The organism is Streptomyces sp. NPDC087845, from assembly GCF_044742755.1.
Classification (GTDB): Bacteria; Actinomycetota; Actinomycetes; order Streptomycetales; family Streptomycetaceae; genus Streptomyces.
In genome coordinates this window covers 1,062,950-1,086,747 of record NZ_JBIUVC010000001.1, presented here as the reverse complement: position 1 = coordinate 1,086,747, position 23,798 = coordinate 1,062,950, and the positions used below count along the sequence as shown (strand labels likewise).

Below are 23,798 nucleotides of genomic sequence, written 5' to 3'. Positions count from 1 at the left end.
CGGCCGTAAAGAATCTGCCGCGGTGCCCGCTGACAACCGTAAACACGGTATGTCGTCGGGCGCTGCGGCATGTTCGTTTTCAGCCGCGGTGTGTCCGGATTACACCCCGACCCACCCATGCGTTGGCCTCACAGGCAATCCCCCCGATACGTTGCTCGCGATCTTGTGAAGCCGATCCCGAGCGGCCGGTGCGGCTTGTCCGACGCCGACCGGGTGTCACGGAAAGGGCCCGGTCGAGTCAGGGTGTGGCGCCCGGCTCGCTTGTGGCCATACCCATGTCGGTGAGGGAAACAAACATGCCGAAGCTTCGGAGTGCAACCGATGTCTGATCTATCGCGTCCGTACCGCACGGCCGCCGTGATTCCCGCGGCCGGCCGCGGTGTACGGCTCGGCCCGGGTGCCCCCAAGGCGCTCCGCGCGCTGGGCGGGACGCCCATGCTCATCCACGCGGTACGGGCCATGGCCGCGTCCCGTTCCGTCTCCCTGGTCGTCGTCGTGGCGCCGCCGGACGGTGCCGCCGAGGTCAAGAACCTGCTCGACGAGCACGCCCTGCCCGAGCGCACCGACTACCTCGTCGTTCCCGGCGGCGATACCCGCCAGGACTCGGTGCGGATCGGCCTCGACGCCCTGCCCGAGGACGTCTCCGTCGTCCTCGTCCACGACGCGGCGCGCCCGCTGGTGCCCGTCGACACCGTGGACGCGGTGATCGAGACGGTGCGGGACGGCGCGCCCGCCGTCGTCCCCGCGCTGCCGCTCGCCGACACCGTCAAGGAGGTCGAGCCGGGTGGGCCGGGCGAGCCGGAGCCGGTGCTCGGCACGCCCGTCCGGGCCCGGCTGCGCGCGGTGCAGACACCGCAGGGCTTCGATCGCGACACGCTCGTGCGCGCGCACCGGACCGTCGCCGTCAGCGGCGAGGGTGCCACGGACGACGCCGGCATGGTGGAACGGCTCGGGGCGCCCGTCGTGGTCGTACCCGGGCACGAAGAGGCGTTCAAGGTGACCCGGCCACTGGATCTGGTGCTGGCCGAGGCGGTACTCGCGCGCAGGAGGGCGAACGATGGCTTCTGAGCGGGGCGCCGGGCCCGTGATTCCGCTCGTCGGGATCGGCACGGACATCCATGCCTTCGAGGAGGGCCGCGAGCTGTGGTGCGCGGGGCTGCTGTGGGAGGGCGAGGGCCCCGGCCTGGCCGGGCACTCCGACGCCGATGTCGTCGCGCACGCCGCGTGCAACGCCCTCTTCTCCGCCGCCGGGCTCGGCGACCTCGGGCAGCACTTCGGCACCGGGCGGCCCGAGTGGTCCGGCGCGGCCGGGGTCACCCTGCTGACGGAGGCGGCGCGGATCGTCCGGGCCGAAGGCTACGAGATCGGCAACGTCGCCGTGCAGGTCGTCGGCGTACGGCCGAAGATCGGCAAGCGCCGCGACGAGGCGCAGCGGGTGCTGTCGGCCGCCGTGGGGGCGCCCGTCTCGCTCTCCGCCGCCACCTCCGACGGACTCGGCTTCACCGGGCGGTCCGAGGGCCTCGCCGGGATCGCGACCGCGCTGGTCTACCGCACGGACTGACCCGCCGCACGGCCCTGACCTGCTGGTGCTCCCGGCCCCACGGGGCCTCGTACCGGATCTGGTCGACGGCCGGTGGCCCGGACTCGCCACCGGAGCCCTGTCGTCCGTCTCCGGGCTCGCCGTCCTCGTCGGCAGCGCGGCCACCGGGGCCCTGCTCCAGGCGCCCGGCCCGGTCCGGTGGGCGGTGCCGGCCGCCGTGCCGTTCGCGGGCGCCGCGCTCGCCTTGACCCTTCCGGTGGGCAGGAACGGGAAGCGTGAGCGGTGACGCGGAGTTGGGGTACGGGTAGAGGCACCACCGATCCCCACTGGAGGACGTACGCCATGACCGCCGCACTCTCCGCAGAACTCAAGGCGCTTCTCGACACCCCCGTCTTCGTCACCGTCGCCACCATCCAGCCCGACGGCAGCCCCCAGGTCTCCCCGGTCTGGGTGAAGCGCGACGGCGACGACCTGCTCTTCTCGACGACGGCCGGCCGCCGCAAGGAGCAGAACCTGAGCCGCGACCCGCGGGTCTCCGTCGTCGTGCAGCCCTTCGACGCCCCGTACACGTACGCCGAGATCCGCGGCACCGCGACGCTCACCACCGAGGGCGGCCAGGAGCTCATCGACGAGCTGTCCGCGAAGTACACCGGCAAGAGGTACGCGGAGTTCAACCCCGCGGCCGGTGACGACGGCGAGCGCGTGGTCGTCCGGATCACCCCGCGGAAGGTCGTCGGACGCGTCTAGGGACACTCCGCTGCCGCAAACTTTTCCCCGCGATCGCCAAGGGGTCGCGGGGCACTGGTGCGCGCCCACTACCCTTGAGGCGTGACTATTCGCCTGTACGACACCAGCGCCCGGCAGATCCGTGACTTCGTCCCGCTCACAGCGGGCTGTGTCTCGATCTACCTCTGTGGCGCGACTGTCCAGGCCGCCCCGCACATCGGGCACATCCGGTCCGGGCTGAACTTCGACATCATGCGCCGCTGGTTCGAGTACCGCGACTACGACGTCACGTTCATCCGGAACGTCACCGACATCGACGACAAGATCATCACGAAGTCGGCCGAGCAGGGCCGCCCGTGGTGGGCCATCGGGTACGAGAACGAGCGGGCGTTCAACGCCGGCTACGACGCGCTCGGCTGCCTCCCGGCCACGTACGAACCGCGCGCGACCGGCCACATCACCGAGATGATCGAGATGATGCGGGGCCTGATCGAACGCGGTCACGCCTACGCGGCCGACGGCAACGTCTACTTCGACGTGCGCTCCTTCCCGGGCTACCTGGAGCTCTCCAACCAGGACCTGGACGATCTGCGCCAGCCGTCCGGCGAGGGCGAGACGGGCAAGCGCGACCAGCGCGACTTCGCGATGTGGAAGGCGTCCAAGCCGGGCGAGCCCAGCTGGGAGACACCGTGGGGCCGCGGCCGGCCCGGCTGGCACCTGGAGTGCTCCGCCATGGCCCACAAGTACCTCGGCACCGCCTTCGACATCCACGGCGGCGGCATCGACCTGATCTTCCCGCACCACGAGAACGAGATCGCCCAGGCCAAGGGGTTCGGCGACACGTTCGCGAAGTACTGGGTGCACAACGGCTGGGTGACCATGTCCGGCGAGAAGATGTCGAAGTCGCTCGGCAACTCGGTGCTGGTCAGCGAGATGGTCAAGCAGTGGCGTCCGATCGTGCTGCGCTACTACCTCGGCACCCCGCACTACCGGTCGATGATCGAGTACAGCGAGGAGGCGCTGCGCGAGGCCGAGTCCGCGTTCGCGCGGATCGAGGGCTTCGTCCAGCGCGTCACCGAGAAGGCGGGCGAGACGGTCGAGCCCGCGACCGAGGTGCCGCCGGCGTTCGCCGAGGCGATGGACGACGACCTGGGCGTCCCGCAGGCGCTCGCGATCGTCCACACCACGGTCCGCCAGGGCAACTCCGCGCTCGCCGCCGACGACAAGGAAGCCGCCGTCGCCCGGCTCGCGGAGGTCCGCGCGATGCTCGGCGTCCTCGGCCTCGACCCGCTCGACGACCACTGGGCGGGCGAGAGCGACCGCGGCGACGATCTGCACGGGGTCGTCGACACGCTCGTACGCCTCGTCCTGGACCAGCGCCAGTCGGCCCGCGAGCGCAAGGACTGGCCCGCCGCCGACGCCATTCGCGACCAGCTCAACCAGTCCGGCCTCGTCATCGAGGACAGTCCGGCCGGACCACGGTGGACACTCGGCCCGCGCCAGTAGTCCTCCCCATGTGCCGCCCGGCCTCCCGGGCGGCACACTTTACTTACGTACGCATGTCTGAGAAGCAACGAAACAGGTAGGTCATGGCCGGGAACAGCCAGCGCAGGAACCGCCGCACGTCCAACAAGAAGGGCGCGCAGGTCGGCAGCGGTGGGCAGCGACGCCGTGGCCTCGAAGGCAAGGGCCCGACGCCGCCCGCCTCCGCCCGCAAGGGACACAAGAAGAACCGCGTCGCCAACGCCCAGGCCAAGCAGGCCGCGGCCCGCCGCCCCGCTCCGCGGCGCGGCGGCGTCAAGGGCACGTCCGAGATGGTCGTCGGCCGCAACCCGGTCTACGAGGCCCTGCGCGACGGCGTCCCGGCGACGACCCTGTACGTCCAGCAGTACATCGACAACGACGAGCGGGTCCGCGACGCGCTCCAGCTCGCCGGTGAGCGCGGCAACATCAACCTGATGGAGGCCCCGCGCCCCGAGCTGGACCGGATGACGAACGGCCTGAACCACCAGGGCCTCGTCCTCCAGGTCCCGCCGTACGAGTACGCGCACCCGGAGGACCTCACCGCGGCCGCGTACGACAACGGCGAGGACCCGCTGATCGTCGCCCTCGACGGCGTCACCGACCCGCGCAACCTGGGCGCGATCGTCCGCTCCGTCTCCGCGTTCGGCGGTCACGGCGTGGTCGTGCCCGAGCGGCGCGCGGCCGGGATGACGGCGGGCGCCTGGAAGTCCTCGGCGGGCACGGCGGCCCGTACGCCGGTCTCCCGGGTGACGAACCTGACCCGGGCCCTGGAGGGCTACCAGAAGGCCGGCATCACGGTCGTCGGCCTCGCCGCGGACGGTGAGCACACCGTCGAGGACCTGGAGGCGCTCGGCGGCCCCGTCGTCATCGTCATCGGCAGCGAGGGCAAGGGCCTCGGCCGCCTCGTCGGTGAGACCTGCGACTACCGGGTCCGCATCTCGATGCCGGGCGGCGCGGAGTCGCTGAACGCGGGTGTCGCCGCCGGGATCGTCCTGTACGAGGTCGCGCGGCGCCGGGCCTGAGGTACGCCCGGCCGGGGGGCGGCCGTCCGGGGCGCCCCCCCGCCCGACCCATTGACGGGCCTCGGACACATCGGGCCCGTCAAGGCAGTGTCCTAAACACACATCACTCGGTTAGATGAGTGTGGACACCAGAACGCCTCGGTTCGACGAACAACCCGCCCTGAGCATGACCAAGGTGGACTGCGACCCTGCGCAGGTCATCGTCAACCACGCCAGCTTCCGGGTGCAGCTCGCCCCCGGCCAGCGCGCACGGCTGCGCGGTCTGGCCCCCGCCGGCGTGCCCAGGATCCCCGCCATGAGTGGCGGCACCGGAGCGACGCGCGGCAGGCGCTCGCCCGTCGTGTGGAGCGGCAGGTCCGCTCCCGGCGACCCCGGCGCCACCGGACTCCTCCAGGCCGTACGGAACTCCACCGCGGGCGGCCCGGCCACCGCGTACGACTCCTACGACTCCTACGACCCCTACGACTCCTATGCCGCCCGCGCGGGCCACGAGTTCGACCGCGGGCTCGGCACGGGCGGCACCCAGGTCATCGAGCGCCTCGAAGAGACCCAGCCCAACCCCGTCATCACCGCGCCCCACCAGCCGGGCCGCCACGGCAGCGGCCCCCTGCTGCCGCCCATGCGGCAGGCGGTCGGTGCCTACGACCCGGTCGACACGGGACCGTACGGCCGGGACGCGTACGACCAGGACGGGTACGCCGAGGACGAGTACGACGACAGTGCCGAGGCCCGCGGCCGGCGCCAGGGCAACGACTCCGTGCGGCACGCGTACTACCCCGGGCGCCGTATGAACCTCGGCGTCGTGCTGCTGCCGCTGCGGGTCTTCCTCGGTTTCATCTCCATCTACGCCGGCATGGGCAAGCTGTGCGACCCCGTCTACTTCGACGGCGGCGAGCGCGGCTCCATGGTCAAGTGGCTGACCTCGCTGCAGCCCTGGGCGCTGGCCGAGCCCCTGCGCGACTTCGCGCTCTCGCACCCCGTCGGTGCCGGACTGACCGTCGCCTTCCTCCAGGTCGTCGTCGGCGTTCTCACCGTCCTCGGTCTCTGGCAGCGCGTCGCCGCCTCCGTCGGCGCCCTGCTCTCCGCCGCCCTGCTGGTCACCGTCAGCTGGCGCACCGTCGCCGCCTACGACGCGCCCGACATCATCTACCTCGCCGCCTGGAGCCCGCTGATCATCGCGGGTGCCCCCGTCTACTCCGTCGACGGACGCCTCGCCGGTGAGGCGTGGCGCAGGCTCGGCCCGCGCTCGGCGATCTGGGACCTCCGCCGCCGGGTGCTGCGGCGGGGCGCCGTCGTCGCCACCGTCGTCGTCGGCCTCACCCTGCTCGTGGGCTCCGTGCTCGGTGGCGCGGTCCGCTCCTCCGGGGTCGTCACGGTGCCCGGACCGAACGGCAACCCGACCAACCAGCTCCCCGGTTCCCCGATCCCGCAGGAGTCCCGCAGCGGCCGGGCCTCCCACACGCCGGAGGGGCAGCGGCCCTCGCCCTCCCGCAGCAGCGCCGCGACCACCCCCTCCGCCCGTGCGTCCACGCCCGCCGCGGGCTCCGTCCGCGAGTCCGGCCAGGCGGGGGCCGGTGCCGGGCAGCCCAGCCAGACGCAGGGCACCGTCCAGCAGCCCCCGCAGCAGACGGCCCCGCAGCAGCCCCCGTCCGGCAGCTCCGGCCCGAGCTCGTCAGGTTCCACCGGCACCGGCACCGGCGGTGGCTCCGGTGCGGGCGGTTCGGACAGCGGCGGCGGTGCCAACGGCGGGAGCTCCGGCGGCGGACAGAACCCGATCGGCGGCCTGCTCGGCTGAGCCGCCCGGCCCATACGGCGGAGGGGCGGTCACCGGAACGAACCGGTGACCGCCCCTCCGCCGTGTCTGTCCCCGGCCTTCCGCCGGTGTCTGTCCCCGGCGCCCCTCCGCCGTGTCTGTCCCCGGCCTTCCCCCGTGTCTGTCCCCGGCCCTCCGTTACTGCCCGTCGAGGCTACTGCCCGTCGAGCTCCTTGGCGGCCTCGGTCAGGTCCTTCGCCGTATCGATGGCCCGCCAGTACGCGCCGTGCGGCAGCGGGTACCCGGCCAGCCGGCGCTCGCGGGCCAGCCGCGGGAACGTCGTCCGCTCGTGGTCGCCCCGGTCCGGCAGCAGCGTCGTGAACGTCGGTGAGAAGACGTACACACCGGCGTTGATCAGATACGGGGACGGCGGCGACTCGATGAAGTCGGTGATGTGGCCGAACGCGTCCGTCTCCACGGCGCCCCACGGGATCCGGGGGCGGGCCAGGGCCAGGGTGGCGGTGGCGTCGCGCTCGGTGTGGAACGCGGCCATCTCGCGCAGCGAGAAGCGCGTCCAGATGTCGCCGTTGGTGGCGTACCAGGGCTGGTCGGGGTCGGGCAGCCGGGCGGCGGCGTACTTCAGTCCGCCGCCGCGGCCCAGGGGCTCGGACTCCACGACGGTCGTCACGCGCAGCGGCAGCACCGCCGCGTCCAGCCACTCCTGCAGCACCTCGGCGAGGTGACCGCACGACACCACGGCGTCGGTCACGCCCTCGGCGGCCAGCCAGGAAAGCTGATGGCCGATGATCGGAGTCCCGGTGCCCGGGATCTCGACCATCGGCTTGGGGCGGTCGTCGGTGTACGGGCGCAGCCGCGAACCCTGGCCACCAGCCAGGACCACGGCCTGCGTCGGATACGTATGCATGTCAGGCACGATATGCCGTGCCCGGACAGGCCGGTCAGCTGAACTGTGCGACGCCCGAGGCGAACGACGTGTCGCAGACGGGACGCGAGAACCGGTGGGCGCGCGTCGGACCGTACTGCTCGACCGCCGCGCGGCCCAGTGCCTTCGCGATGGACATGCAGTGCCGGGCGAGCGAGGGACGGGCCTCGACGGAACGCTGCAGGTCCGTCAGCGCGGCACCCGGGTTCTTCTCCCGGAGCTCCAGGAGCAGCCGGTCGCGGAGGACGTCCTGCGGGGTGCGCGCCTCGGCGCGCTTCGATACGTCCTGAGCCGACGCGGCCAGGATCTGCGACTCGGAGTTGTGCGCTGCCCACGGCACGCTGGTGACGGCGAGGGTCCCGGAGAGGACCATCACGACGGGCAGAACGAAAGCGAGGGATCGGCCGATGCGGCGAGCGGTGTGGGTCACGCAGCGAGCGTAGCGGGCAGTAACGATGTGGCGACATCTTGTCACCCTTGAGTGGGATGGTTCGAGGGCGCTTTTCGAATCGCGTGTTGACGGACGGCGGTGAAATGCCCGGTGTGCCGGGGAATCCGGCGCCCTGCGGATTCAAACCCGGACACGCCGTGCGGCGCGCGAACGGCCCCGCACGGAGAACGTGCGGGGCCGTCGTGGTCTGCGGTGCGGGTGCGCGGGACGTCAGTCGGTGAGACGGGCGCCCGTCGAGGTGGAGAAGACGTGCAGCTCGTCCGGGCGCGGCACGACGTGCAGCTTGGTGCCCTTCTCCGGAACGGCGCGGCCGCCGACGCGGACGACCAGGTCCTTGTCCTCGCCGCCGACCCGCGCGGAGCCGTAGACGAAGCCGTCGGCGCCGAGCTCCTCGACGACGTTGACCGAGACGGCCAGACCGGCCGGGGCGTCGGCGCTGTCCTTCGAGAGGGACTTCGCGGCGGCGCCGCCGTGCTCGACGATGTCGAAGTGCTCGGGGCGGATGCCGACCGTGACGGTCGTGTCGCCCTTGTCCGCGGCGGCGGAGAGCGCCTCGCGGGAGACCGGGACGACGCTGTTGCCGAACTTCACGCCGCCGTCGGTGATCGGGACCTCGATCAGGTTCATGGCCGGGGAGCCGATGAAGCCGGCCACGAAGAGGTTCGCCGGCTTGTCGTACATGTTGCGCGGCGAGTCGACCTGCTGGAGCAGACCGTCCTTGAGGACCGCGACACGGTCACCCATGGTCAGGGCCTCGACCTGGTCGTGCGTGACGTACACGGTCGTGATGCCCAGACGGCGCTGGAGCGAGGCGATCTGCGTACGGGTGGAGACACGCAGCTTGGCGTCGAGGTTCGACAGCGGCTCGTCCATGAGGAAGACCTGCGGCTCACGCACGATGGCACGGCCCATCGCGACACGCTGACGCTGACCACCGGAGAGCGCCTTCGGCTTGCGGTCCAGGTACTCGGTGAGGTCCAGCATCTTGGCGGCCTCTTCGACCTTCGCCCGGATCTCGGTCTTGTTGACACCGGCGATCTTGAGCGCGAAGCCCATGTTGTCCGCGACGGTCATGTGCGGGTAGAGCGCGTAGTTCTGGAACACCATGGCGATGTCCCGGTCCTTCGGGGGCAGGTGCGTGACGTCGCGGTCACCGATGCGGATCGCGCCGCCGTTGACGTCCTCAAGACCCGCGAGCATGCGCAGGGAGGTCGACTTGCCACAACCGGAAGGACCGACGAGGACGAGGAACTCACCGTCCGCGATGTCGATCTCGAGCTGGTCCACGGCCGGCTTCGTGGAGCCGGGGTAGACGCGGGACGCCTTGTCGAACGTGACACTGGCCATGCTGAATCTTCTCCTTCACCGGCAGGAACGTGCCGGACGATCCGAGTAAGGGAGTGGTCTGGTCCACTTGGTTGAATCCCCAGCGACGCTACCTGGACATTTGAAATCTGTCAGTAGTTCGAGGGGCGCGAAATCTTGGACCGCGCGGGGAGCGGTGTTGGTTACACTGCTCCGGCACGCCTCCTTAGCTCAGCTGGCCAGAGCAACGCACTTGTAATGCGTAGGTCGTCGGTTCGAATCCGACAGGGGGCTCTGGGAAGGCCCAGGTCAGACACTCTCTGACCTGGCTTTTTCCTTGTCCGGTGGGGCGCTGTCGGCGGACGCTGCCGGCTCGGACCTTGCCACCGAAGCCACAGGGTGCGCGAGGGGAGCGCATGAGCGCGGCGCCTGTGCAGCGGGGTGTGCGGGAGGTAACGCGACGGCGCCGCTCATCGGATCGGCGAGGCTCCTCGGAGATCACGCCGGTTTTGTGGAAACGCTCCAACCTCCGCTTCTAGGCTGGGCACCGTGGCAGACCCAAAGGACACCCTCGCGTTCAAGACGCTCGTGACGCAGTCGAGCGCCGTGCTGCTGACCCACGGATTCGAGGTGGAGGCGGCGTCGGTGCGGGGTGTCGCGGCCCACCTCGTCGAGGTCATGGCGCAGCGGGTGGGCGCAGACCGTGAGGAAGCCGTCCACCTGGTAACCCCTGAAGCCGTCGCTGAGATCATCAGGAAGGCGGCGGCCGAAGACAACCGGGGAGCGTCTGTCGGCCCGCATGCGATGCGGCCGGTACGGATCGACGTCCGTACAGTCAGCGTCTCCGTCGAGTCGCTGGGTCACCTGGTCATGGCCGCATCGCAGGCGGGCAAGTACGCCAGCATCAACGACGACGGCGCAGCGGCGGCACACCTTCTGGACCTCGCTACCGAGATCGGCGCAGCCTTGGTGAAGCAGCACGCCGACGGAGCCGCCGAGATCGCGGTGGGGGTGCTCGACGAGCTGGCCGGACTGGTGGACGCCGTGGCCGACCGCATTGAGGACGACGGCTGGAGTATCTGCCCCTGCGGAGAGGAGCATGATCAGGGGAGGGCCGACATTGGCGCCCTGCCGGTCATGCGTCGGCACGCCGCGATGGCCCGCGGTCTCGGCGACCAGGTAGATGGATAGCGTCGACTCGTATTACCCCTATCCTCGTCTTCACTTTGAGATGAGGGGGCGTCAGGTCAATGTCCATCAGTCCGTTCGGCCCTGCGGCAGACAAGGCCCGCGCTGAAGACTCTCGCGTCGAGTTGGATCGTCTATCCAAAGCGATCGACGAATCGGGCAAACAGCTCGTCGAGCTCTACAAGAAGAAAGCCGCCAAGTACAAGCGGCGTGCTGAGATGGAGCGAGACCGGCGCCGCGAGGTCGAGGCCCAGTTGCGGGTCTGCAGCAAGCTGCTCGACGAAGGGCCGGACCTTGAGGCGAAGCTCAACTCCATGATCCCCGATCTGGTACGAGCAGCGGCGTGCCTTCCGCCGCCGCCTGAGGTGTCCGAACTTCAGGCGCAGCTTGAGGCAACGGAGAAGGACCGAGACACGTTCGCCGAGTTGCTGGACACCGCGACGAAGGAACGGGACGCGGCACTGCGCGCCCGTGACGCCGCTATTGCCAGGCTGCAGCCCCGCCAGAACGACGAGCAACCACCAGGAGAGGCGGAAGCGTTGAGAGCGCGGCTGGACGCCCCCACTCTCCGTGGCGTGCTTGAACAAGCTCAGTGCCACTACTTGGCGCTCGTCATTACCGCAGACCTGGACGAGACAACGAAGCTGGAGCATCACCAGAAGGCTCCGCACTGGCGGAACCGTCTGGCCGCCACGCTGGCCACCATGCAGGCGTACGCCGAGACCAAAGACCTCGCGCGGGCGCGCGGTGGCAAGGCCGGCCCTGAGCTGGCCAATCTCAAGGCGTACTGCGCGAGCCAGCCGTTCCCGCTGCTGGCGGAGGGCAAGGTGGTCGTCAGCGAGGGCCAGACCGCCAGCAGCAGCCCGCGAGGCAAGGCCCAGCGAACCCTCCGCGTCCCTGAGCACATCGACCCCTCGGGGAAGGCTGTGATGCTGGAACACATCCGCATCGGCGACGGTGCTCCTCCGGCGCCTCGACTGCACTATCTCGATGACACCGACAGAAGTGGGACGGTCGTCATCGGGTTCTTCGGTGACCACCTTTACAACGCCGGAACCAACTGAGTACCGAATGCGCACTCGGACGCAGACGAAGGCAGGGCTCAGCCGTGCTGTGGCTGAGCCCTGCCGGAGCGGTCGGAGGGGTGGCGTGCGGGCTACGCCGTGAGCGTCTGACGGTCGGCGGCGCCGCACGTGCACGAGCAGGTGCACCCGCTCGTGGCCTTGATGGGAGTCGTAGGTCGAGCTGCGCGCTGTTCGATCGCCGAGCGAACCGCACGCGGGGCGCGGGGAACGAGCCTGACGACCGCCGCCGCTGCGGCGTGGGCGAGGTCGTCGAGGACGGACTGGTAGATGTCTCGGGTGATGCGGGTGTCGCTGTGCCCGAGGGTCTCCGAGACGACCTTGATGTCGACGCCTGCGGCGAGCATGAGCGTTGCGGCACCGTGGCGCAGGTCGTGGAGTCGGATGGGCGGCAGGTTGGCCTCGGCGACCAGGCGATCGAACAGGTCGGAGATCCTGCCGGGGTGGAGCAGGGAGCCGTCCTCTTCGGTGAAGATGCGGCCGGTGTCCCTCCAGGCGTCACCCCACTTGCGCTTCTCCTCCTCCTGAGCGATCCGGCGTCGCTCGATGAGTTCGACCGTCTCATCGTCCAACGCGACAGAGCGGATACCGCTGTTGGTCTTGGGCAGCCCTTCGAGGACCTGCCAGCCGTCTTGGACGAGCTGGGTGGCGATCTCCAGCGACCGGTTCTTCTTCGAGTAGTCGACCCAGCGGGGTCCGCACCCCTCCCCTCGGCGTAGGCCACGGAAGGCGATCATTCGCCACATACCCTCCAGCCGGTCCCCGAAGACGTGGTCGAGGAACGTGCCGGTCTGCTCCGGCGTCCAGACCATCACGGGGCTTGGCTTCTCGCCGGTGGCCCGCCAGTGGGCGACGCGTTCGTCGGTCCACACGAGGGCCTTCGGCTTGGTACCGGGCTCAAGCTCGACGTGCTCGGCGGGGTTGTAGTTGGGGATGATCCGCTGCGCGATGGCGGTGTTGAGGGCCGCGCGCAAGGTGGCCTTGATGTGGTGCTGGGTGTTGACACTGGTCACTCGGCGGAAGGGTGGCATCTGGTCGATAGCCGTCTTCAGCCACTTGCGGCGAGCCCGGTTCTCCAGGCCCTTCCACGGTATGGCATTCAACTCACCGAGGGCTTCCCGCCGTTGCGCGTTCTGCTCCTGAATCTCGATGTTCGCCTCGTTGATGGCGTCGAACATCCGGTCCAGGTGCGGCACGTTGAGCTTGTCGAGCCGTATCTCGCCCAGGTGCGGCTTGAGGTGGACACGGACGTCCACGTCGTACCGCTTGTACCCGCTCACGCGCAGACGCTTCTTGCCGCCGAGCCACAGGTCTAGCCACTCGGCCACGAGCATCTTGGGGTTGAGGGCCTGACCGGCCGCCAGGCGCCGCCGGGTCTCGTCGTAGTCCGGAAGGGGTTCCTTGTTCTTGGCGCAGGCCTCCAGCATGTCGCTGATCGCGAGGTGCCCTGCGGGGTCGTCCTCGTCCGGGATGGCCAGCAGGGCTCGGACCTTGCTGAGTTCCTTGGTGGCCTCGGTCGAGGACTCGAACCCGCTGCGGCGGAACTCTCGGCGGGTCCCGTCGGGTCGGTTAATCAGTTCGTGGCGTATGGACCAGTTGCCGTGACGCCGGTTGGTCAGCTTGGGGCATGACTTGCCGTAGTTCTTGCCGGTCTCGGGGTTGCGGCAGGAGCAGCGGCGTGTGACGGTGCCGCCGGACATGGTGGGGCTCGGCAACACTAGTCCTCGGGGTTTTCGATGAATGTGAGGTCGGTGGGGAGGGCGGGGGGAATCAGTCCGCGCTCCCGCATCGCGTCGCGGAACTCGCGCAGTTCTCTGCAGTCGTCGAAGGCGAGCTGTTCGTACGATGCTGCGGTTTCGAGGAGGGCGCCACGGCGGGCGGTGTCGAGGGTGATGCTGGCCTTCCGGCGCCGTTCCTTCGCCAGTCGACTGGATGTCAGGGCGGTGGCCATGGCGTCGCTGTGCGCGCGAAAGGTGTCGAGCACGTCCCGGGCGGACCCCTCGGGGGCGGGCTTGTCGAGGGGAGTTTCGCCGGTGAACCAGGAGACCGCCTCCCACGTCGGGACCTCCCTGTCGGGGAGCACGGCCACCGAGGCATCGGTGCCCAGAGGGAACAGCAGACTGACCGGGGGGATCTTGTAGACCTCGGCCAGGACGAGGAACTCCGCCAGGTCGATCGAGCTGCGGCGTCCGGTCTCCAGGTTCGTGATCGTCGTCTTCGGGACCGAGAGCCCCAGGGAGGCACACGCCTCGGCGGCCTCCGCCACCGTGAGGCCGGCGGCCTTACGGGCCCGGCGCATCTGCTCGGCGACGCGGGCGGTGAAGCTCGGGGACCAATCAGGGTTCATCATGGTTGCAACTTACGCCGTCAAAATATGTGACTGCAACATTCGTGATACTCGTTCTGCTGTTAGGGCAACTGTTTTCGATGGGATGCGTCATGGCTACATGCAAGGCTGTCAGGGGGATGGCTCGCGAGGAACTGCTCGCTCTGCCTGTCGCCGTCGACCTCGACACGGCGAACAAGGCGCTGACGATCGGCCGCAGCACGGGTTACGCGCTGGCGAAGCGGGGTGAGTACCCGGTCACGGTCCTTAAGCTCGGCAACGCGTACCGGGTGGTCACGGCGGACCTGTACCGCCTGCTGGGCATCACCGTGCGAGGTGAGGCAGGGAGGACAGGGCTTGCGGCGTGAGCCGGGCGCTGAATCCGGCTGACTAACGCACCGGTGAGCTGTTCCTCTCCCGAGCCGCACCCGTTCACTGCTGCCGTAGCGGTTGCGCACAGCCCGCGCCGTGCGCCTGTGCCGCACTCGTTCCATTCCGGCGCCGGAGGAAGCGGTCTCGAACCGTCGTGAGGACGCACCCTTGCTCAGGTGGCGGTATGGGGATCCGCAGCGATTCGGTTTTCCCGAACAGAACGGCGCCGACCCGGACGGATGGGTCGGCGCCGGGTCTGAGTCTCAGGCGTCGATGCGGGCGACCTTGCGGCCCACCTTGAGGTACAGCTCGGCGCCGTCGAGTGCCCCGACTTCGTTCACGACCGCGCTGAGAGCCTGCTGGACGGAAGCCTCCGTGAGCTGCGTGGTCTGCTGCCCTCCGTCCGACTCGCGGATGAGGCGGAGGCCGTTCTGCTGGGCCACACGGCGCACGGCGGAGATGCTGGGAGCGAAGTCCAGCGTGCGGCTGATCAGCGTCCCGAGGGTGTCCTCGGCGTGGTCCTTCAGGGAGACGACGGGGAGGTTCTGGGTGTCCCCGAAGGAGCGCTTGGAGAAGCGCGCCGTGAACTCCGCGCGGGCGGCGGCAGCGGCGTCCAGGCCGTGGAGAGCGGCCACCACTTCGCCGGCAAGGATCCGCTTGATCGCCATCGGGTGCGCGGTTCCCTCCTCCAGGCGCTTGGTGACCAGGCGGATCTCGTCGTCTGTCCACTCGGTGAGCAGCTGGAGGTACGGCTCGGTGAGGTGGTCGGGGATGGACATCAGCCGGCCGTAGACGTCATCAGGCGACGCCGTCAGGCCCACGTAGTTGCCCTTGCTCTTGCTCATCTTGGCGCCCGTGCCGTCGGTACCCTCGATGAGCGAGGTGGTGATGACGACCTCGGGGGTCTGGTCCGAGATCTCCATGACCTTGCGGCACATCTGGAGGTTCAGCAGCTGGTCCATGCCGCCGAGTTCGACATCGGCGTCGATGGCCACCGAGTCCCAGGCCATGACGACGGAGTAGACGAGCTCGGCGATGGATAGCCCGTGGCCCTCGGCGAGCCGGGTGCGGAAGTCCTCGCGCTGGAGCGACATGGAGACCGGGACCCGGGCGAGAACCCCGACGAGCTCCGGCAGGGAGACCTTGTTCAGCCACTCGCCGTTGAAGCGCAGGTCGGCCCGCTCGAAGTCGATGAACGGTGTGACCTGCTGCTGGTAGCCACTCAGGTTGCGAGCGATGTCCTCGTCGGTGAGGGGCGGTCGCTCCGAGGAGCGTCCCGACGGATCGCCGATCTTGGCCGTGACATCGCCGATGATGAAGACGACGTGGTGGCCCATCCGCTGGAACCGGCTGGCGATGATGATCGGCACCGCGTGGCCGAGGTGGACATCGGGCGAGGTCGGGTCGATGCCGTACTTGACGACGAACGGACGTCCCGCCGCCTGCGCGGCCTCGATCTTCTCGGCGAGTGCCGCGGCCGAGGGGATCAGGTGGTTCGCGCGCCCCTCGACCAGGGCAGCCTGCTCCTGGGGGGAGAGGTCGGAGAGGTCGAGGGAGCGCCGTGCTGTTGTCTCGCCGAGCAGCTGCGCGGCCGTATAGTCCGCGCCCAGGTCCGCTCCATCGAGGATGTGCATGACACGGGTGACGGACTCACTCAAACGGCTCATGGCGCCTATACGCTCCTGCGTCGGACAACTGGCCTGACCAGTAGTGGGATTGGAAGCGGCGATTTTATCATCGCCACCTTCGGTACATCGTCGGATTGATCATGAATGACCCGGTTGTTCCGGGCCCGCCGTCAGCCGCACCAGCGGCCGTCCCGCGACCGTACTGGAGAGCGACCGGAGCCATGGCTTTATTGGGTCACGGGAACGGAGCGTGCCCATGAGCATTCCTGGAATGAGGAGCATCGCGGACAGGCGCTTCTCCCGCTGCATGGCGGATTCCACCCTGTGGCCGAAGGCGAGCGTGCGGAAATGGCAGGAGATCCTTCGTAGCCGGCGACGGTTCGCCCACGCGGGAGGATTCCCGTACATCGCACGGAGACGGTCCGAGAGCGCCACGCAGACCTCGGCCCGGTAGTCCTGTGAGACGCCGGGCGTACCGCGGTCAGTCATGCTGCGAGGGTGGACCCGGTAGAAGGTCAACGGATCCCGGAGGGTGATGCCTCGGCCGGCCTCGCGCAACGCGTGGAAGAAGATCTCGTTGCTCACCGGAAGGAGGCTCAGGGCGGCATCGCGGCGGACCACCAGCGTGCTCGTGTTCCCGCCCGGGTGCGGATCCTTCAACATCCGGTTCCCGTCGGAGTCGACCACGCGCTCCCAGTGCTCGATGAACAGCGTCCCACCCGTCATCGCCTCGGCGCATGTACGCAGCTTCGACGGGTGGAACCAGTCGTCGGCGTCGAGCGGAGCCACCCAGTCACCGGTGCTGGCGAGAAAGGCGTCGGTCAGGGTCTGTCCGAAACCCCGCTGGTTCCTCCGAATGACCTTGACCTTGTCGTTTCCCCCGTGGCGCAGGCACACCTCTTCGGTCTCGTCGACGGAACCGTCATCGATGACGATCACCTCGTGCAGGACGAAGTCTCCGGGTTCTTGTTCCAGACAACTCGTTATGGCCCGGTCGAGATACCGACCGTAGTTGTGGCACAGGATCACGCACGAAATACGAGGCGGGCCGTTCATCGGTCACCTCCGTACACGCGGGCGTATTGCCGCAGAATCACCTGGTGCTCCTGAGTCCTGTAGTCAAGGAACTCACGATCCAGACGGCGTGGCCTGGAGTCGAGCCGAGCCGCCGCGTTCTCCAGCGCGGTCAGGAACTTCTCTCCGAAGAGATTGGGGTGCCCCTGCGACCAGTCGAACCACTCAGGCTCCTCGACCAGCCCCTTGTGCTGCTCGTACTGATCGGTCAGGTGTCCCGTGAGGGAGCAGACCGGGAGCAGGTTCAGGTCGAAGGCCAGCTCCAGCTGGCCGGAGTGGCTGCCCCAGAGGTAGGGGAGCAGCAGCGCGTCCGATGCCAGGCCGGCTTCGACCACTTCCTCGTCCGTGGGATACGGGCGCATGGTCAGGCGGATACGGGCATCGCGCCGGGCCGTCTCCAGCAGTAGCGGAGCGCGGCCTCCATCGGCGAAGTCGGCAGGGCTGAACGCGCGCAGAAGGACATGGAGGGCGCTGTCGGGGTCCGTGATCCCCAGACTCCAGTTGACCAGGGTGGATAACTGGTCCCGGCTGGCCCGTGAGGCCCCGAACATGAGGTACCGGGACGAGCCGCTGGACTCGCGCTCCAGGCCAGCCAGTTCCTCCGGGGCCGCGACGTACCCGTGGGGGACGACGGCCGCGTCGGGACGCTTGCCGAGGACCTCGGTCAGCTTGGTGACAGAGCCTTCGGTGAGGCAGGCCCAGCCCACCTCGGCCGAGTGGAGCATCCGCAGCCGTGTGGTGAAGTCCTCGGCGCTGCCGACCATGGGCCGCGTGTCGTGGGCGGTGAAGACCACCTTCACTCCGTCGTCCAGGCACGCGTCGAGCAGGCGCTCAAGAGTGGCGGGGTCCTCGAAGTCGACGTGGTGCAGGTGCAGGACGTCGAGCCATGTGAGAGGGGCATGTTCGAGGAGCCAGGTGGCGTTGACCGCCGTCGGCACCGTGTCACCGCCGGGGATCTCGGTTCCGTTCAGGATGTGGAAGTCATGGCTCTGCAGCTTCCACGCGTACGGGGTACGAGCCGGGAGGTGAACGACACGCATGCCCGTGGACCGGGGAATCGCTGTCACCGTTGTTCCCCCTCCGCCTCTTCCGCGCCGACGAGGAGCAGCTGGGTGGAGAGGCCGTTGGAAGCGTCGTCGCTTCGCGTGAGCTCGGCGTGGTGGATCTCGAAGCCCGACGCCTTCAGCAGCGCCTGGAACTCGTCGCTCGCCCACTCCCGGACATGGCTGGGGTTGCGGGGTGGTCCGGGAGTGTCGTAACCGCTGCGGCACTCGCGGGCAGGCGTGGACAGCACGGCGGCGGCACTGCCCTCCAGGAGGAGGCTGCGGATCAGGGACAGGGCCGGAACCGGATTCACCAGGTGCTCGATCACGTCGGAGCAGACCACGATGGACCGGCGTACGAGGGCGGGGTCGACGGGCAGACGCTCTGCCGATTCGAGATCGACCTCGATCCACTCGCCGAAGGGGTGGTTGTCGCGGCACCACGCGAGGTTGTCCCCGAAGTCCACGCCGATGAAGGACCAGGCCGGGTACTCGTAGGCCAGCGACGCCAGCTTGCCCGCCCGTCCGCAGCCGATGTCGATCACGACGTCGCGGCCGAGCTCCTTGGCCCGGGCGGCGGCGTAGGGGTAGACATCGGGCTGCCAGGTCACGGTGTCGTCAGTTTCGTCGAGGAAGTACTCCACTTGGTCCCGGCTGCGGTAGCCGCTCCTGATGAAGTAGGACTCGGCGTCGCCGAGGGGTCGGCGGGCGGTCGTGGTGTCTGTGTGCACGAGATGCTCCTTGCTTACTTTGGCCAGTGGGAGAACAGCGAGAGCATCCGCTCGACCAGCTGTTCGCGTACGGTGTGCCATTCGGTGCTGCCGTCGCGGCGCGCGGCCGAGGCCCGGGCGTACTCCCGGCCGTCGACCTCGGGCAGACACGCGTACATCTGGAGGAGCGCCGAGCCGTCGTCGGTGCGGGCGGTGTCGGTGTCCGCCCTGAGCAGGGCACGGATGTCCTCGCCGCACATGGAGGCATCGATGCCGGAGCCGGGGATGCTCTTGCTCATCTTCGGGAGGCCGCCGAGGCCCGGGATCATCTTGGTGTAGATGCCGGACAGTCGTTCCGCGGGCAGGCCCCAGCGTTCCGCTCCGCGCCGGGCGAGGGCGACGTACTTGTGCTCGTCGACCCCGAGGGAGACCAGGACGTGACGACCTTCGTGGAGGAGATGTACGAAGTCCGCGGCCATGAGCAGGGTGGCCTGCTTCATGCCGTAGTTGAGGTGGTCGAAGACGCCGTGGTTGCGATAGAGACCGGCGAGGTCCTCCTCCGCCCACTGGAAGTCGTCGTCGTCCAGGTGGCGTGACAGCAGGAACGCGGTGGCCAGGACATCGGTTTCGCCCTCCTGCCTGCGCAGCACACCCCGCTCGGCGTCGAACCCGAGACGCAGGACGAACTCCTCGTACTGGTCGGCGAGTCTCCGTACCGAGTCCAGGGGCGTACGACGGGCGTTGTAGGAGTCGAGATCGCCCAGCACGATCTGCACGTCGAGCCCGCACTGCTGCAGCTTGACGGCGCGCAGTAGTTGGAAGAGGGTGCCGGCGTGGGGTGGCCCCCCGAGTCCGACCCCGGTGGTGACGATCGTGGGATGACTGTCCGCGACCGCCTCCGCGAACTGGCGCGCTCCGGTGTGGCACACCCATTTCGTGTGCAGGTCGTCGGGGCTCATGCCCGCGAGGCCGAAGTCGATGGCGCCGAGCCCCAGGCGTTCGTAACTGTGCTGGTCGATGACGCTCTCGTAGTACGCGGTGTCGAACTTCATGCGATTCCTTCCAGCTGAGTCTGCTCACGGAGGGTGAAGGCCCGACGGACCAGCTGCTCGAACCCCTCGACCAGGAGGTCGCCGAGCACGGCGTTGCGAGGTGCCGCGACGCTGCCGAGGTCCGCCGTGACCGTTCCGTCGGCGAGGACCCACACGCGGAACGGGTACGGGTCCTCGGGGGCACGCGTCGGCTGGGCGTAGATCGTCACTCCGCTGACGTCGCCGCGAACGTCGTCCACGGCACGTACGAAGTCGTCCCGCTCGAAGCCGTAGATCTCCGCCTTGCGCGTGCTGGCGCGGCCGATGGGGCGGTACTGGGAGATCAGCCAGTACTCGACGTCCGTCCGCTGGGTCACTTCGGAGATGAGCCGCGCGAGGCTTGGCAGCTCCTTCACGGAGCCAGCCGTGGTGAACGTGTTGAAGGCGAGCCGTCGCTGGTCGGAGGCGAGGAACTCGATGTTGGAGAGGAAGCGTGCGAAGTACCCCTGCCCGCGGAACCAGTCAGCCGTCTCGGAGTTCGGGCCGTCGACCGCCAAGGAGTACACGGTCACGTGATCGCGGACGCCGGCATAGCGTTCGCTGAGGAGCAGCCCGTTGGTGTGGAGGTTCGTCTCGAAGCCGACCTCGGTGGCGTGCTGGAGGGCGACCTCCAGATGGTTGTCGTACGGCATCACGGGATCGCCACCCGTGAAGACGCACCGATGGGCCTCGGACTCGGAGCGGACTCGGTCGATGACGCGGCGGACAGTGTCCGCGTCGGTCTGGACCCGGTTGCGCTCGCGATAGCAGAAGCGGCACACGCCTGGTGAGGCACTGGTCGGAGCCAGATCCCAGGCATTGCAGTCGGTGTTGAGGACGAGGTGGATGATCGGGAGTTCGTCGTGCGTCAGCATGGCGTCGCCTCCTTGATGCCCGGGCTCACCAGGACGGCCGTCGGGGAGATGCCCTGCAGGAGTGAGCGGAGCTGGTGCGCGGCACCACCGGTGAGCCGTACGAACTGCTGGAGTGTGTCCAGTCCCGCGCCCGCGTCGATGATGGTGAGGGCCTTGTCGATGCCGGACTGGATGGTTGGGACCACCTCGGACATCGCCATGAGCAGGGCCGCGTTGAGGGCGACCGCGTTCCGCGCCTCACTGGTGTCCCGGCCGGCGAGCACGCGGATCGCGGCGGCGACGTTTACCCGGGGGTCCTCGTGCTGGGCGACGGACATCAGGTCCTGCGGCATCGAGGCCGCGCCCCTGCGGGCCTCGTCGTTGAAGGCCAAGTCCTCGTCGCCGGCGCTGATTCGGCAGGCCCGCACTGTGCTCCCGGGGATCAGCTCATCGACCTGGACCGCGGGGCCGACGCTGGAGTTGACGACCGTCACGTCCGGCAGGCCGAGCCGGGACAGCAGCCGGGCGGAAGCACCGACCGCGGGGTGGGAGAGGCCGTACACGTAGGCCGGGCAGGTGACCGGGCTGAGGAGGGCGGGGAACGCCAGGCTGAGGGCGTGCACGGCCTGGAACCTGCCTCCGTAGCGCCGGTCGAACTCGGGTACGCGATTCTCGATGGAGAAGAACCCGAAGCCGACCTCCGCCGTGATGTCGACCATCTTCTGGTGCGGCACCGTGTCGCTCATCGCACCCACGAGGTCGATGAAGTCGCGCGATCCGGTCTTCGACGACACACTGCGCGAACCGAGTTTCGCGACGTGCGCTCCCCCGGTGGCCGCCACCAGCGCGGCGGCGCTGCTGAGGTTGATCGTCTTGAAAGTCTTTTTCCCGCTGCCGGTGTAGCCGACGAACCGCATGCCCGCCGGCGGCTGGTGGAAGTCCCAGCCACTCCGGTCCAGAGCCGTCGCGGCCCGGACCGCGGACTCGACCTCCTCCAGCCTCGGACCCCGCAGGAGCAGCCCGGTGAGAACGCTTCCGAGCATCACGTCCCGGGTGTGGCCCTCCGGTAACGCGAGAATGCTCGCGATGCCGTCGTGGACGTCCTCGGGGGCGATGTCGGCCGACGAGTTGATCTTCTGGGCCAGCAATGGCGTTGTCACTGCCACGGCTTCGGCTCCTTTCCTTCAGATATCGGACGTGAGCAGGACCTTGAACGGGCGATGGCGGGCCCCGCTCTTCAGGGCCGCCAGCCCCTGCGGAAGGCCGCTCAGAGGGAATCGGTCCCGGGTCATCAGGGCCGCCCAGTCGCCGCTCTTCGCGAGGACGTCGATGGCGTCACGGAAGTCGTCGTGGCCGTCCGCGCGGCAGTACGAGAAGGAGCCGCGCAGAGTGATCGAGCGCCGGAAGACGTCCCGCAGCGGGACTGAGAGAAGCACCCGGGGTGCGTAGGCGTTCTGTACGAGAACCGTTCCACCGTCACGAACGGCGCTCAGCGCCTGGCGTATGGGGGAGTCGCTGTCGCCGGACGCGGCGTCCACGACGACGTCGCACGGCGGCAGGCTGGCGGAGTGGAGGTTGATGTGCGAATCGAGGACGTAGCTCAGCTGGTGCGACCGCGAGGGCTCTCTGACCAGCATGTGGACGTCCCACCCGGCTTCCGCCGCGCAGACCGCCGTGCACACCCCGAGGACGCCGCCCCCGATGATGCCGAGCCGCCCCAGAGGTGCTCGGAGACCGCAACGGACTCCGTGCAGTGCTACTGCCATCGGATCGGCAAGAACGCCGTGCGCGGGATCGTGCAGGTGGGGCAGCGGGACGACGTTGTCGCGGGGCACCCTCACGGCGTCGGCGAGACCCCCGGGAAGGTCCCATCCGACGCGTCGCAGCTCCGGGCAGAGGTGAACGTGGCCGCGGTCGCAGTAGTGGCACGAGCGGCAAGGCACCAGCGGGTCGACCGCGACCCAGTCACCCGTTTCCGTGCCGACCCCGACGATCTCGTGCCCGGGGTACCAGGGCTCCGGAAGCCGCCCCTGCCAAGGGTGATTGAGCTTCGCGACATCGCTTCCGCACAAGCCCGTGTACCGGATCTCGACGATCGTCGTGTTGCCCATCGGGTGCATGTCGACCGGCGCGGGGAGCTGGCGGAGGGCACCGCTTTCAACTGCCCATGTGTACGGGAGGTTCATAGGTCCCTCCACGTACTCAGTAAGAAGGGGAGGGTCTCCACCTTGGGTATCGCCCTGCCGGGCCAGGCAGTCTCACCGAACGCGAGGCCATGCGGCCCGCCCCGGCGTTCCACACGCACTGCACGCATTCCCGCGCGCTCCGCGCCGGCCAACTCGTCACCGCCACCGTCGCCGCAGTAGAGGGCCTGGTGCGGGGCGACGCCGAGTGCTCCGAGCACCGCGGCGAAGAGCTGAGGAGCAGGCTTCACCGCGCCCACCCGGCAGCTGAACACGGCGGCATCGACGTACGACGCGAGATCGCTGCGGCTCCACGCCTCGGCGATGTCAGGGGATGCATCGCTGAGAACGGCCAGCATGACTCCGCCGTGCCGAAGCTCCTTCAGAGCCCGCAGGAGAGTCGCGTCGGCCTGGAGCCGCTCGTGGGCGAGTTGCGCCAGGAGCCGTTCCAACTCATCCACACGGGAAGCGGGAGCGCTGCAGCGCGCGACGAGGTGTGCCGCAACCTCGGCAGTGGTCCGCAGCCACCCGTCGTGCCTTGCCTGCCAGCTGTCGGACAGTGCCGAATCGGCGGCCGCTGAGGATACGCCCAAGACCTCGGCGAACTGATGGGCGGCGGTACTCCGTTCAACTGCGCTCGGGGCTTCGACGAGTGTGCCGAAGAGATCGAGAATCACCGCGGTCAGCCTTGGCGTCTGAACTGCGGAACTCTGCATAAGCGAGGTGCCAAGCAGTACGTCGCTCACGGGGTGTGTGCTGATCGCGGACAGGCTCTTCGACAAGATGGTGCTCGTCGGCGGATGGCGCATGGCAAGGCTCCATCAGTAGATCGGGGTGATCGTGTGCAGAACCGAACTCTCCGGTCGGCTGGCTGTCTGCGACCCCATAACGTCCTGGTGGTCGAGCGCGGGAAGGGCGGAGCCCTCCGGGGAACCAGCCCACGGGTGGTGTGCGTTGTGTACAGAACAATCCCACTGGGGAGGACGCGCGAGCGGACAGACTGT

Annotated in this window: 23 protein-coding genes, 1 tRNA gene and 1 pseudogene; 11 read left to right on the top strand and 14 right to left on the bottom strand. The window is 69.0% G+C overall.

The genetic code is table 11. The features are described 5' to 3' along the window. The first annotated feature begins 321 nt into the window (after positions 1–321). The 7 genes and pseudogenes from ispD to ACIOMQ_RS04935 all read left to right on the top strand — a co-directional run bounded on the left by ispD (position 322) and on the right by ACIOMQ_RS04935 (position 6,607). Positions 322–1,068, top strand: coding sequence for a 2-C-methyl-D-erythritol 4-phosphate cytidylyltransferase (gene ispD, locus ACIOMQ_RS04965; RefSeq protein ID WP_362206465.1), 747 nt, complete (start codon positions 322–324; stop codon positions 1,066–1,068). Then, a complete protein-coding gene (gene ispF / locus ACIOMQ_RS04960; protein ID WP_402187871.1) occupies positions 1,058–1,561 on the top strand; it encodes a 2-C-methyl-D-erythritol 2,4-cyclodiphosphate synthase in 504 nt (167 codons plus the stop codon). Before ispD ends, ispF begins: the two co-directional genes overlap by 11 nt. Positions 1,562–1,580: 19 nt before the next feature. After that, a pseudogene (locus tag ACIOMQ_RS04955) lies at positions 1,581–1,826 on the top strand (MFS transporter); the annotation flags it as partial. A 56-nt stretch (positions 1,827–1,882) separates the two neighbouring features. Continuing rightward, positions 1,883–2,287, top strand: a complete 405-nt coding sequence (locus tag ACIOMQ_RS04950) for a PPOX class F420-dependent oxidoreductase (protein ID WP_402187868.1) — start codon at positions 1,883–1,885, stop codon at positions 2,285–2,287. Positions 2,288–2,368: 81 nt separating this feature from the next. Next, positions 2,369–3,772, top strand: coding sequence for a cysteine--tRNA ligase (cysS, locus tag ACIOMQ_RS04945; RefSeq protein WP_362206468.1), 1,404 nt, complete (start codon positions 2,369–2,371; stop codon positions 3,770–3,772). Between the two features lie 83 nt (positions 3,773–3,855). Then, positions 3,856–4,812 carry a 23S rRNA (guanosine(2251)-2'-O)-methyltransferase RlmB gene (gene rlmB / locus ACIOMQ_RS04940; RefSeq protein ID WP_362206469.1) on the top strand — a complete coding sequence of 319 codons (957 nt, stop codon included), beginning with the start codon at positions 3,856–3,858 and terminating at the stop codon, positions 4,810–4,812. Between the two features lie 115 nt (positions 4,813–4,927). Next, positions 4,928–6,607, top strand: coding sequence for a DoxX family membrane protein (locus ACIOMQ_RS04935; RefSeq protein ID WP_402187866.1), 1,680 nt, complete (start codon positions 4,928–4,930; stop codon positions 6,605–6,607). A 172-nt stretch (positions 6,608–6,779) separates the two neighbouring features. On the opposite strand, the gene ACIOMQ_RS04930 is transcribed toward ACIOMQ_RS04935, so the two are convergent. The 3 genes from ACIOMQ_RS04930 to ACIOMQ_RS04920 form a co-directional block, all read right to left on the bottom strand. Next, on the bottom strand, positions 6,780–7,490 hold the full coding sequence (locus tag ACIOMQ_RS04930; protein ID WP_362211880.1) for a nucleotidyltransferase family protein: 711 nt from the start codon (positions 7,488–7,490) through the stop codon (positions 6,780–6,782). A 34-nt stretch (positions 7,491–7,524) separates the two neighbouring features. Further along, the gene (locus ACIOMQ_RS04925) at positions 7,525–7,938 is read right to left on the bottom strand and encodes a hypothetical protein (protein WP_362211883.1); all 414 of its coding nucleotides are present in this window, start codon (positions 7,936–7,938) and stop codon (positions 7,525–7,527) included. 231 nt (positions 7,939–8,169) lie between these two features. Beyond that, on the bottom strand, positions 8,170–9,306 hold the full coding sequence (locus tag ACIOMQ_RS04920; RefSeq protein ID WP_093540284.1) for an ABC transporter ATP-binding protein: 1,137 nt from the start codon (positions 9,304–9,306) through the stop codon (positions 8,170–8,172). Between the two features lie 178 nt (positions 9,307–9,484). Here ACIOMQ_RS04920 and ACIOMQ_RS04915 point away from each other — a divergent pair. The 3 genes from ACIOMQ_RS04915 to ACIOMQ_RS04905 all read left to right on the top strand — a co-directional run bounded on the left by ACIOMQ_RS04915 (position 9,485) and on the right by ACIOMQ_RS04905 (position 11,516). Then, positions 9,485–9,558 (top strand) — tRNA-Thr (locus ACIOMQ_RS04915). Positions 9,559–9,813: 255 nt separating this feature from the next. Further along, positions 9,814–10,455 (top strand): hypothetical protein, encoded by a 642-nt coding sequence (locus ACIOMQ_RS04910; RefSeq protein WP_362211886.1) that lies wholly within the window; start codon positions 9,814–9,816, stop codon positions 10,453–10,455. Positions 10,456–10,514: 59 nt separating this feature from the next. Continuing rightward, positions 10,515–11,516, top strand: a complete 1,002-nt coding sequence (locus tag ACIOMQ_RS04905) for a hypothetical protein (RefSeq protein WP_362211889.1) — start codon at positions 10,515–10,517, stop codon at positions 11,514–11,516. A 92-nt stretch (positions 11,517–11,608) separates the two neighbouring features. Here the strand turns inward: ACIOMQ_RS04905 and ACIOMQ_RS04900 are convergent, their stop codons facing one another. Both ACIOMQ_RS04900 and ACIOMQ_RS04895 read right to left on the bottom strand, forming a co-directional pair. Further along, a complete protein-coding gene (locus ACIOMQ_RS04900; RefSeq protein WP_362211946.1) occupies positions 11,609–13,234 on the bottom strand; it encodes a tyrosine-type recombinase/integrase in 1,626 nt (541 codons plus the stop codon). Positions 13,235–13,251: 17 nt separating this feature from the next. Further along, positions 13,252–13,884 (bottom strand): helix-turn-helix transcriptional regulator, encoded by a 633-nt coding sequence (locus ACIOMQ_RS04895; RefSeq protein WP_362211892.1) that lies wholly within the window; start codon positions 13,882–13,884, stop codon positions 13,252–13,254. Between the two features lie 89 nt (positions 13,885–13,973). On the opposite strand from ACIOMQ_RS04895, the gene ACIOMQ_RS04890 reads away from it, so the two are divergent. Continuing rightward, positions 13,974–14,228, top strand: coding sequence for an integrase (locus tag ACIOMQ_RS04890; protein ID WP_362211894.1), 255 nt, complete (start codon positions 13,974–13,976; stop codon positions 14,226–14,228). Positions 14,229–14,495: 267 nt separating this feature from the next. Here the strand turns inward: ACIOMQ_RS04890 and tyrS are convergent, their stop codons facing one another. From tyrS to ACIOMQ_RS04845, 9 genes are all read right to left on the bottom strand, one after another. Then, entirely contained in the window at positions 14,496–15,899 is a 1,404-nt protein-coding gene (tyrS, locus tag ACIOMQ_RS04885) for a tyrosine--tRNA ligase (RefSeq protein ID WP_362211897.1), read from the bottom strand. A gap of 99 nt (positions 15,900–15,998) precedes the next feature. Beyond that, positions 15,999–16,916: a glycosyltransferase gene (locus tag ACIOMQ_RS04880; RefSeq protein WP_362211901.1), complete on the bottom strand. Its 918-nt coding sequence runs from the start codon at positions 16,914–16,916 to the stop codon at positions 15,999–16,001. Then, positions 16,913–17,974: a leucine-rich repeat domain-containing protein gene (locus ACIOMQ_RS04875; protein WP_362211904.1), complete on the bottom strand. Its 1,062-nt coding sequence runs from the start codon at positions 17,972–17,974 to the stop codon at positions 16,913–16,915. Before ACIOMQ_RS04875 ends, ACIOMQ_RS04880 begins: the two co-directional genes overlap by 4 nt. Before the next feature lie 23 nt (positions 17,975–17,997). Next, complete coding sequence (locus tag ACIOMQ_RS04870) at positions 17,998–18,708, bottom strand: methyltransferase domain-containing protein (protein WP_362211906.1); 711 nt, start codon at positions 18,706–18,708, stop codon at positions 17,998–18,000. Positions 18,709–18,722: 14 nt separating this feature from the next. Next, positions 18,723–19,739 carry a hypothetical protein gene (locus ACIOMQ_RS04865; protein ID WP_362211909.1) on the bottom strand — a complete coding sequence of 339 codons (1,017 nt, stop codon included), beginning with the start codon at positions 19,737–19,739 and terminating at the stop codon, positions 18,723–18,725. Further along, a complete protein-coding gene (locus ACIOMQ_RS04860) occupies positions 19,736–20,632 on the bottom strand; it encodes a radical SAM protein (RefSeq protein ID WP_402187861.1) in 897 nt (298 codons plus the stop codon). The genes ACIOMQ_RS04865 and ACIOMQ_RS04860 overlap by 4 nt, the downstream gene beginning before the upstream one ends. Beyond that, positions 20,626–21,777, bottom strand: coding sequence for a hypothetical protein (locus ACIOMQ_RS04855; protein ID WP_402187859.1), 1,152 nt, complete (start codon positions 21,775–21,777; stop codon positions 20,626–20,628). Before ACIOMQ_RS04855 ends, ACIOMQ_RS04860 begins: the two co-directional genes overlap by 7 nt. 18 nt (positions 21,778–21,795) lie before the next feature. Continuing rightward, positions 21,796–22,797, bottom strand: coding sequence for a zinc-binding dehydrogenase (locus ACIOMQ_RS04850; RefSeq protein ID WP_402187856.1), 1,002 nt, complete (start codon positions 22,795–22,797; stop codon positions 21,796–21,798). Then, positions 22,794–23,540, bottom strand: a complete 747-nt coding sequence (locus tag ACIOMQ_RS04845) for an HAD family hydrolase (protein ID WP_402187854.1) — start codon at positions 23,538–23,540, stop codon at positions 22,794–22,796. The genes ACIOMQ_RS04850 and ACIOMQ_RS04845 overlap by 4 nt, the downstream gene beginning before the upstream one ends. Between the last annotated feature and the right edge of the window lie 258 nt (positions 23,541–23,798).

Excerpts from the sequence above, each read along its gene's own strand:
- ACIOMQ_RS04895 (WP_362211892.1), bottom strand. The coding sequence starts at position 13,884 with ATGATGAACCCTGATTGGTCCCCGAGCTTCACCGCCCGCGTCGCCGAG.
- rlmB (WP_362206469.1), top strand. The coding sequence starts at position 3,856 with ATGGCCGGGAACAGCCAGCGCAGGAACCGCCGCACGTCCAACAAGAAG.
- tyrS (WP_362211897.1), bottom strand. The coding sequence starts at position 15,899 with ATGAGCCGTTTGAGTGAGTCCGTCACCCGTGTCATGCACATCCTCGAT.
- ACIOMQ_RS04950 (WP_402187868.1), top strand. The coding sequence starts at position 1,883 with ATGACCGCCGCACTCTCCGCAGAACTCAAGGCGCTTCTCGACACCCCC.
- ispD (WP_362206465.1), top strand. The coding sequence starts at position 322 with ATGTCTGATCTATCGCGTCCGTACCGCACGGCCGCCGTGATTCCCGCG.
- ACIOMQ_RS04935 (WP_402187866.1), top strand. The coding sequence starts at position 4,928 with ATGAGTGTGGACACCAGAACGCCTCGGTTCGACGAACAACCCGCCCTG.
- ACIOMQ_RS04890 (WP_362211894.1), top strand. The coding sequence starts at position 13,974 with ATGGCTACATGCAAGGCTGTCAGGGGGATGGCTCGCGAGGAACTGCTC.
- ispF (WP_402187871.1), top strand. The coding sequence starts at position 1,058 with ATGGCTTCTGAGCGGGGCGCCGGGCCCGTGATTCCGCTCGTCGGGATC.
- ACIOMQ_RS04905 (WP_362211889.1), top strand. The coding sequence starts at position 10,515 with ATGTCCATCAGTCCGTTCGGCCCTGCGGCAGACAAGGCCCGCGCTGAA.
- ACIOMQ_RS04930 (WP_362211880.1), bottom strand. The coding sequence starts at position 7,490 with ATGCATACGTATCCGACGCAGGCCGTGGTCCTGGCTGGTGGCCAGGGT.
- ACIOMQ_RS04900 (WP_362211946.1), bottom strand. The coding sequence starts at position 13,234 with ATGTCCGGCGGCACCGTCACACGCCGCTGCTCCTGCCGCAACCCCGAG.
- ACIOMQ_RS04880 (WP_362211901.1), bottom strand. The coding sequence starts at position 16,916 with ATGAACGGCCCGCCTCGTATTTCGTGCGTGATCCTGTGCCACAACTAC.
- ACIOMQ_RS04850 (WP_402187856.1), bottom strand. The coding sequence starts at position 22,797 with ATGAACCTCCCGTACACATGGGCAGTTGAAAGCGGTGCCCTCCGCCAG.
- ACIOMQ_RS04860 (WP_402187861.1), bottom strand. The coding sequence starts at position 20,632 with ATGCTGACGCACGACGAACTCCCGATCATCCACCTCGTCCTCAACACC.
- ACIOMQ_RS04875 (WP_362211904.1), bottom strand. The coding sequence starts at position 17,974 with ATGCGTGTCGTTCACCTCCCGGCTCGTACCCCGTACGCGTGGAAGCTG.
- ACIOMQ_RS04920 (WP_093540284.1), bottom strand. The coding sequence starts at position 9,306 with ATGGCCAGTGTCACGTTCGACAAGGCGTCCCGCGTCTACCCCGGCTCC.
- ACIOMQ_RS04865 (WP_362211909.1), bottom strand. The coding sequence starts at position 19,739 with ATGAAGTTCGACACCGCGTACTACGAGAGCGTCATCGACCAGCACAGT.